Annotated in this window: 9 protein-coding genes; 8 read left to right on the forward strand and 1 reads right to left on the reverse strand. The window is 49.7% G+C overall.

Features of this window, described 5'->3' with window-relative positions; translation table 11 throughout:
• Positions 1-14 precede the first annotated feature (14 nt).
• From M3P05_RS16175 to M3P05_RS16205, 7 genes are all read left to right on the forward strand, one after another.
• Positions 15-1289 (forward strand): CpaF family protein, encoded by a 1275-nt coding sequence (locus M3P05_RS16175; protein ID WP_249701073.1) that lies wholly within the window; start codon positions 15-17, stop codon positions 1287-1289.
• Positions 1289-2206 carry a type II secretion system F family protein gene (locus tag M3P05_RS16180; RefSeq protein WP_249701074.1) on the forward strand — a complete coding sequence of 306 codons (918 nt, stop codon included), beginning with the start codon at positions 1289-1291 and terminating at the stop codon, positions 2204-2206. Before M3P05_RS16175 ends, M3P05_RS16180 begins: the two co-directional genes overlap by 1 nt.
• A 6-nt stretch (positions 2207-2212) precedes the next feature.
• On the forward strand, positions 2213-3070 hold the full coding sequence (locus M3P05_RS16185) for a type II secretion system F family protein (RefSeq protein WP_249701075.1): 858 nt from the start codon (positions 2213-2215) through the stop codon (positions 3068-3070).
• Positions 3054-3911: a tetratricopeptide repeat protein gene (locus M3P05_RS16190; protein ID WP_249701076.1), complete on the forward strand. Its 858-nt coding sequence runs from the start codon at positions 3054-3056 to the stop codon at positions 3909-3911. Before M3P05_RS16185 ends, M3P05_RS16190 begins: the two co-directional genes overlap by 17 nt.
• 91 nt (positions 3912-4002) lie before the next feature.
• On the forward strand, positions 4003-4521 hold the full coding sequence (locus M3P05_RS16195; RefSeq protein WP_249701077.1) for a TadE/TadG family type IV pilus assembly protein: 519 nt from the start codon (positions 4003-4005) through the stop codon (positions 4519-4521).
• Positions 4514-5110: a tight adherence pilus pseudopilin TadF gene (gene tadF, locus M3P05_RS16200; RefSeq protein ID WP_249701078.1), complete on the forward strand. Its 597-nt coding sequence runs from the start codon at positions 4514-4516 to the stop codon at positions 5108-5110. Before M3P05_RS16195 ends, tadF begins: the two co-directional genes overlap by 8 nt.
• A gap of 2 nt (positions 5111-5112) precedes the next feature.
• Positions 5113-6477 carry a TadE/TadG family type IV pilus assembly protein gene (locus M3P05_RS16205; protein WP_249701079.1) on the forward strand — a complete coding sequence of 455 codons (1365 nt, stop codon included), beginning with the start codon at positions 5113-5115 and terminating at the stop codon, positions 6475-6477.
• A gap of 128 nt (positions 6478-6605) precedes the next feature.
• On the opposite strand, the gene M3P05_RS16210 is transcribed toward M3P05_RS16205, so the two are convergent.
• Positions 6606-7034 (reverse strand): transposase, encoded by a 429-nt coding sequence (locus tag M3P05_RS16210; RefSeq protein ID WP_332842023.1) that lies wholly within the window; start codon positions 7032-7034, stop codon positions 6606-6608.
• Positions 7035-7186: 152 nt separating this feature from the next.
• On the opposite strand from M3P05_RS16210, the gene M3P05_RS16215 reads away from it, so the two are divergent.
• On the forward strand, positions 7187-7591 hold a 405-nt coding region (locus tag M3P05_RS16215; RefSeq protein ID WP_249701080.1), incomplete at its 3' end, for an SNF2-related protein.

A 7591-nucleotide genomic window follows, 5' to 3' on the forward strand; every position in this document is an offset into this window, starting at 1 on the left:
AGGGATTTGATGTTATGTATTCACCACAGGCGATTTATCTCGCGCTGAGAAAGCGGATTTTTAACTCACTGGATGCCGCAGCTGTTACCAACCTTTCCGGTGAAGAGTTAAGAAACCAGCTCAGGCAGGCCGTTGATGTGCTGGTTGAAAAGGATAATCTGCCAGTACCAGCCATGCTGCGCATGGATTTCGTGAACCGTTTTGTTGATGAAATCAAAGGGCTGGGGCCGCTGCAGACCCTGATTGATGACCATGATATTTCCGATATCATGGTCAACGGCCCTGACTGTGTATTTATTGAAAAGAAAGGTCTGCTGAGAAAGTCAGACGTCCGCTTTATCGACGAGGAGCAGCTGCTCGGGATTGCCAAGCGCATCGCTGCCTCGGTGGGACGGCGTGTGGATGAGTCTCAGCCTATGTGCGACGCCCGTCTTCTTGACGGCAGCCGGGTCAATATTGCCATTCCTCCGGTGGCCATTGATGGTACCTCGATTTCCATCCGTAAGTTCAACAAGGTTGAACTGGGACTGGATGATCTGCGTGGCTTTGGTGCCATGTCGCGGGAGATGGCGGATCTGCTCAAGATCGCATCCCGCTGTCGCTTGAATATCCTGGTATCCGGTGGTACCGGTTCCGGAAAAACGACTCTGCTGAACGCGCTGTCCCAGCATATTTCCGAAACCGAACGGGTGCTGACCATTGAAGACGCCGCCGAGCTGCGCCTGCAGCAGCCCCATGTGGTGCGGATGGAAACCCGCCATGCCGGCATTGAAAATACCGGTGCCATCCATCAGCGGGATCTGGTGATCAACTCCCTGCGGATGCGGCCCGACCGGATTATCGTTGGTGAGTGTCGTGGCGGTGAAGCCTTCGAGATGCTGCAGGCCATGAACACAGGCCACGATGGTTCCATGTCCACCCTCCATGCCAACACACCGCGGGATGCCCTCGGTCGTCTGGAGAGTATGGTGATGATGGCGGCACCGAACCTGCCTCTGGATGCCATCCGCAGAAATATTGCCAGTGCCGTTGATCTGATTGTGCAGGTTTCACGACTGTTTGACGGAAGTCGTAAGGTGATGAGCATCACCGAGATTATGGGTATTGAAGGGAACAATGTTGTCCTGGAAGAGATTTTCCGGTTTGAACCCACAAAAGTGCTGGGTGGTGAGAGGATTGAGGGTGAATTTATTACCCCCGGTCTGATCAGCCGTTCATCCCTGCAGAAGAAAGCGAGAATGTTTGGTCTGGAAGATCAGTTGAAAAGTGTATTTCAAGGGGTTTCCTGATGTTTTATCTGCTCTTGCTGGGAGCTGCCGTTGTTCTCTGTCTGCTGGCTTTTCAGAGCAAAGAGGAGCCGCTGGCTTTTCTGACTGCTGAAAGCCCGGGGCGGACTCTGAACAAGGACGCAGTACACCAGGCGCTGGATATCAAGCTGTTAACCGATGAACCTTTTATCGTGCGGGTCAAGGTTGAGATTGAGAACCTGAAAGTCCGCATCGGAGACAAGCTTCCTTTAAAAGTTGCCGGTTTTCTGGTTGCAACTGTGGCCGCTACCTGGGCCGTGAACAACTACATGGTGCCGGTGAATGTGCTTTTGCTCTATCCGGTGGTTCTGCTGGTGATGGCCATGGTTGTTGTGCGCGGGTTGCAGGTTTATGAGCGACGGGTGTTTGATGCTTCATTTCCCAATGCCCTGAACCTGCTGAATGGTGCGGTCAGCTCCGGTGAGAGTTTGATGCACTCCATAATATATGTTGGCAATTCACTGGATGACGCTGTTGGCCGGGAGTTTAAACTGATGGGCCAGCGACTGAGACTGGGACGCCCGGCCCAGGAGGTTTTGAGCGAATCCTGTCGGCGCTTTCCTTATGCCCCGTTCTATTTCTTTGTGATTACCCTGCGGGCCAATATCAACCGTGGCGGCCAGCTGAAGGATATCCTCAAGCGTCTGACCAAGGTGATGTTCAACAGCCAGGCTATCGACAAGAAAAAGGGGGCGATGACCTCCGAAGCCAGAGCCTCAGCCAAGATTGTCGGGGCTATTCCGTTCTGTTTCCTGCTGTTTATGAAGTTTTCCAGCCCGGAGAATTTCGACTTTATTTTCAGCCATCCAGACGGTAAACCGATTCTTTATTATGTTCTCACCAGTGAAGCGATCGGGCTTGGCATTATCTGGTGGCTGATGAAACGGGTACAGGGGTAGGCTGTTATGTATATTCTTTTGATATCCATGCTGGTTGCCTGCATTCCTGTGTTATGGATGCAGCACTACTTCTTTCACCAGAGCCGGCGTCAGTGGCTGGGACTGTCGTATACAGTGACCAGCTGGCAGCGGGTATTTGAGCTGCTGGAAACCCGTTTCGCCTACAAGAAAAAAGATATCGAGAACAACCTGCACCAGGCCGGTTTTTATAACCCCATTCTGGTGGCTGTTTACTTCCCGGCCAAAATCATCCTGACAGTGGTGATTATTGGCGTGATCTTCTTTTTTGGTGAACCCCTTGGACTCAGCGGGCCGAATGACCAAATGGTGGCCGGTCTGCTGACGCTTGTGATAGTGGTGATCGGGCCGGATATCTGGCTGCAGAAACGCAAGAACAAGCGGATTCGCAAGGTCGCGGGCATGATGCCTTATGTGATTGACCTGATGGCCGTCTGTATCCAGACCGGTATGACCATTGAAGCGGCGATTGCCTATCTTGCCGATGAACTGAAAGGCTTTGATGGTGACCTGGCCCGGATGATGTGGAAGGTAAATTCCCGTTCCCGGCTGGTGGGGATGAACAAGGCCCTGCTGGAACTGCAGGATGATTATCCCTCTGATGAAATGAACAGTTTTGTTTATACCCTTAGCCAGAGTCTGCAATATGGCAGCTCGATTTACGATGTTCTGATTGAACTGTCTGCCAATATCCGGGATGTGCAGATGCTGCTTCTGGAAGAGAAAGTGGGCAAGCTGTCGGCAAAAATGTCTGTCCCGCTGATTCTGTTCATTATGTTCCCTATTGTAATTTTGATTACTGCTCCCGGTATTATGAGGATGATGAGTAATGGTTCCTTCTTATAACAGAGCAACAGGAATAAGAGGGCTGGCTCTGGGGACTTTGTGTCTGTTCATTCAGGCCTGTTCCCAGCTTCCTGTTCAGGAAGCTCCTGCTGAAACACTGGTAGAAAAGACGCCACCTGTCGCTGAAGAAAAAGCGGGCACTGCGGAGGTGCCTGCCGATGTCAATGAAACCCTGCTCAGGACTGCAAAAAACTACTCCGGTCTGATACAGCTTTATAAAAACAAGCTGGCAGGGGCGAAAAGTATTGAGGATGAAGATACTTTCCGTTTCCAGTTGGCGAAAGCTTACCTTGAATCCGGTGATGCTGATTCAGCCATTTTTTATATCGATCCGGTGATTCTGTCAGGGCGCGATTCCTATGAGCTGTTCCTGCTGAAATCCCGGGCTCTGCTGGCAAAGAATGATGCTGGCGGTGCCTTGCGCACAGCGATCACGGCCCACAGTTATGGTGTCGAAGACTCTGAGATATATAACCAGCTGGGGATGGTTTATGCCCGGACGGGTAACTATCCCCGAGCCAGAGTGAACTTCCAGAAAGCACGTCAGCTGATGATGGATGATTCTGTCGTGCAAAATAATCTGGCCGTTCTGGATGTTCTGGAAGAGCATTATGACGCTGCGGCGGACAAACTGCTCTCCCTGTACCGGACTGGTCAGGCCGATGAGCGGGTCAGGGCAAATCTGGCGCTGGCGCTGGCCAAGAGTGGCCGGTATTCCGAGTTTGTCTCCATTTTTGGCCAGGGCAAGGGTGAGGAAGAACGCCTGCGACTGTTCAGTGGTCTGGCCGGTACCAAAGGGACGGAGCAGGAACAGGCCGCTGTTAATGCGGCTATTCATTAAATATTTACAAGATACAGTCAGGCTTCTGGCCGTCAAAGTCAGCGAAACGAAAGACTGGTTGCAGGTAGCAGGCTGAGAACAGAGCATGTCCATGGTGAGAAAACGACAATCGAAATCAGGGCAGAGGGGCGTTGTCGCCATTGAATTTGCCATTGGCGTATTCGCGTTCCTAATGATGATTTTTTACTGGATGGAGGTCAGCTATATGGGCTTTGTCTCCGCCATGGTTGATTATGCGGTTTCCGAATCAAGCCGGGTTGCCAGAACCACCCGCAGCGAGGATGCGGACTATGGCGTGATATTCAAACATATCATCGATAAAAATGATTCAGTCTGGGGGCAGTTTATTGATGCTGATGACTTTGTTCTGAGAACAAACTATTTCTCATCGGTTTCTGATATTGTCTCCTGCAGTAACTCCCTGGGTACCGCAGCATGCACGGGTGCATCGGCAACCCCAACCAGTGATATGCCGATTGCGATTTATAATGTCTCCTACCCCTACAGGCCGCTGTTTGCCACGTTGTTTTTCGACCAGATTGGTGCTGTGACGATCCGGCGTGAGGCCATTACCATTCAGGAGTTCGAGAGGGGGGCGTTCCTTGACTAGGTTGTTTCATGCTGGCCTGAAAGCGGGGCGGACAAGGCAGAAAGGTGTTTTTACCATTGAGCTGGCGCTGGTGGGCTCGGTGATTATCCTGTTTCTGGCGTTTATCTCCGATATGGTTGGTAAACAGGCCCTGGAAGGGCAGTTGCAGAGGTTGAGTTATTCGGCTGCCAGTATCATCAAGGAACGCACCCAGCTCTACAGTACGTCTGCTTCAGAGATTGATGCCCTGGATGATGTGCAGGTCAACCAGCTCTACCGGATTGTGCGTGATTCCATGGGGCGCACCAATGGTGATTTCAAGGAAACCTCTCTGGGCATGCGGCTGGAGCAGTTGAAATATCATTATGATTCGACAAGCAAGACAGTGAAGCCCGCACCGCTGGTCTCTTACGCAAGAGGGTTGCAGGGGTGTCAGCCTGAACTTGATCTCAGCAGTCACTCTTCTGACTTGAAGGTTGGTACCAGTGACCAGAGTGGTGCAACCCTTTACCAGGTGACACTCTGCTACCAGGGCAATAATTGGTTTGGCAGTATGGTGGGCGAAGATTATTCAACCGTCAGAGCTTATTCAATTATGATTGGACGGTAATTATGAGAAAAACAACCGTGACGTCTACAGGAACAAAAAAGCAGTCAGGTGTCGCTGCCATTATGTTTGTTCTGATGCTGCCGGTTTTGCTGGGCATGATGGCTCTTGGGCTGGACAGCGCCAGCTACCTGCACGCCAGAACCCGCCTGAATGATGCCGTTGAAGTGGCCAATCTGGCACTGAGTGCACGGGGCAAGGGGGGGCAGAAAGAGAATGAGGCCCTGGCTCTCTCCTTTATCAAGGCCAATATGCAGCAGATTCCCAAAGAGGATATTGATGTCACGGTGCGGTACCGCAACTGCGCATCCAAATCCAGCAAATGTGTAACCCAGCAGAGCTCAGATAACAGTGACCGGGATTCCATTGAGTTCCAGCTGAAGGGCGAGATCAAGTATAACCCGCTGTTCCCTGGGCTGGGTGCCACTGGCCTTGGCTTCTCCAAAGATATGGAAATTGCGGGAGAGGCTTATTCCAGAAGGTATGTCAGTGAAGCTGTGGATGTTGTTTTTGTGGCTGATTTTTCATTCTCAATGCTGAAGGAATGGAATGGAAAAAAGAAAATTGTCATGTTGAAGGAAGTTATTGACAAAATAGCTGCAGATATTGACAAGTTTTCACACCAGTCCAAATACAGTAATACCATGGCATTGGTGCCATTTGGGGGTAACACGAAAACAAAAGGCGACCCTTATGGATGGGTTAATACACAACTGTATTTTGGTGAAAATATAAGTGGTTTTGAATATAAGGTTGATTACCCAAAGATATTTGAAAATCTTTTTGTTAAAAAAACTGAGAGTTTTTATGTAAGTGAAGGTGGGTATTATACAGTTGAAAATACAGAACATGGTTCCGACATTGTTAATGAAATAAAAAAAATGTCAGCTCGGGGGACTGCAACTGCTTCCTATGAAGGTATTATCAGAGCTGCTCAGCTGGCAAAAAATGGTACGAATTCCCGGCGTCTGATCATTGTGCTGTCAGATGGTGCGGATAGTACCAGTGCTTATCCTCAGTTTATTTTAAGAACTGCTCCTTATGCTTATAAAGGAAACAAGAGTCTTTCAGAAGTTCATAAGACCCTGTTGGACTACAAAGACCCATCAGATGGGAACAGAACAAAAAACTATTGTGACTATATAAGGGATGAGCTGGATTCACAGACTGCAAACGGAAAATCTGTCAGGTCAAAAATTGCGGTTATCGGTTTTGATTATGATGTCGATCAAAACAAGAACCTGTTGAATTGTGCAGGGCGGAAAAATGTGTATTCTGCAGAAAATATGCAGGATGTATATAACAGGATTCTGCAGTTGATTTCAGAAGATGTCGGGCGGATTTCCCAGCCTGTTGTGCTTGGCCCATAGCCCGCTTCACTTTGAAATATTGCTGCAGTGATCTGTTTGGGCCAGATCCTGCGGCAGTCACTATTTAGTAGTTGTCATGCAGTTGTCATATATCACCTCAAAAGAGATTTAACTCCAATGGCACTGGCTTAAGCCGCCTTCCCTTGGTATGTCTTAAGCCGTCTGGCCTTTGCATGGGAGTGTTGCAACTTTGGAAAAGCTTTTGGTCGCCTCTTCACTGCCCGTGGTTCAGACCGCCCTGATCGATCCCCTGCCTGATGTTCGGCCATTATGCCCAGCATTACATCAACAACACCTGCCAGATCATCTGTAGACAGTAGTAATATGCGGAAGTCTCGCACGGTTTGCTGTGCCGCTCTGAAACTGATTTCCCTGGGGGACTGCCCCGTCATCTGCGCCGTTCGAGCCATCAATGCCCGTAACAAGTTGTAGGCCAGAAGGTGAACGGAAATCTCTTTTCGAACCATGTCAGGGCTTTTACAGCGCAGTATATCCATTTTCATCAGCGTTTTAATGGATCTGAGATCCAGTTCCACATGCCACCTTTTCTGGTACACAGCGCCGCTCCCCAGTGTTATCAGGGTTAGTATTCTCAGAATCGGAAAGCCGATCTCTTTTTTTGGGTTGATGGCTGCGGATACTCGGCCTGATTGGCGGACGTGTCAGGCATGGACAGTGTTGATCCATCAACCAACACCACGCGCCTGTTATGCCACAGCCAACGCTCTGCTGGCTTCATCAAACCGCTGCCCTGAAAGCTGGAAGAGCGCTTTCAGGTCATGCTCATCCATTTTTACCCACAGTTATCCCTGAAGAGCCAAAAACAGACAAGAACATCATCAGCGACTTGCCAGAGAAAGTCGAAAGCAACCGTTACTGTAACCTGAGTACAAAACAGGCCTCTCTGTACCAAAGTACAGTAGACACCATTATGGAAGACCTTCAGTCCAGTGAAGAGGGCATTGAACGCAAAGGCATTATTTTCAAGTTACTGAACGCCTTAAAACAGATCTGCAATACACCGGCACAGTTTCTCAACCATGAACAGAGCGAACCCTCTGAATCCGGCAAACTGGCTACATTCCTGGAAATCATAAGGGAAGCGACAGAGTCT

The sequence above is a fragment of the Parendozoicomonas callyspongiae genome (genome assembly GCF_023502345.1).
Taxonomy (GTDB): domain Bacteria; phylum Pseudomonadota; class Gammaproteobacteria; order Pseudomonadales; family Endozoicomonadaceae; genus Sansalvadorimonas; species Sansalvadorimonas callyspongiae.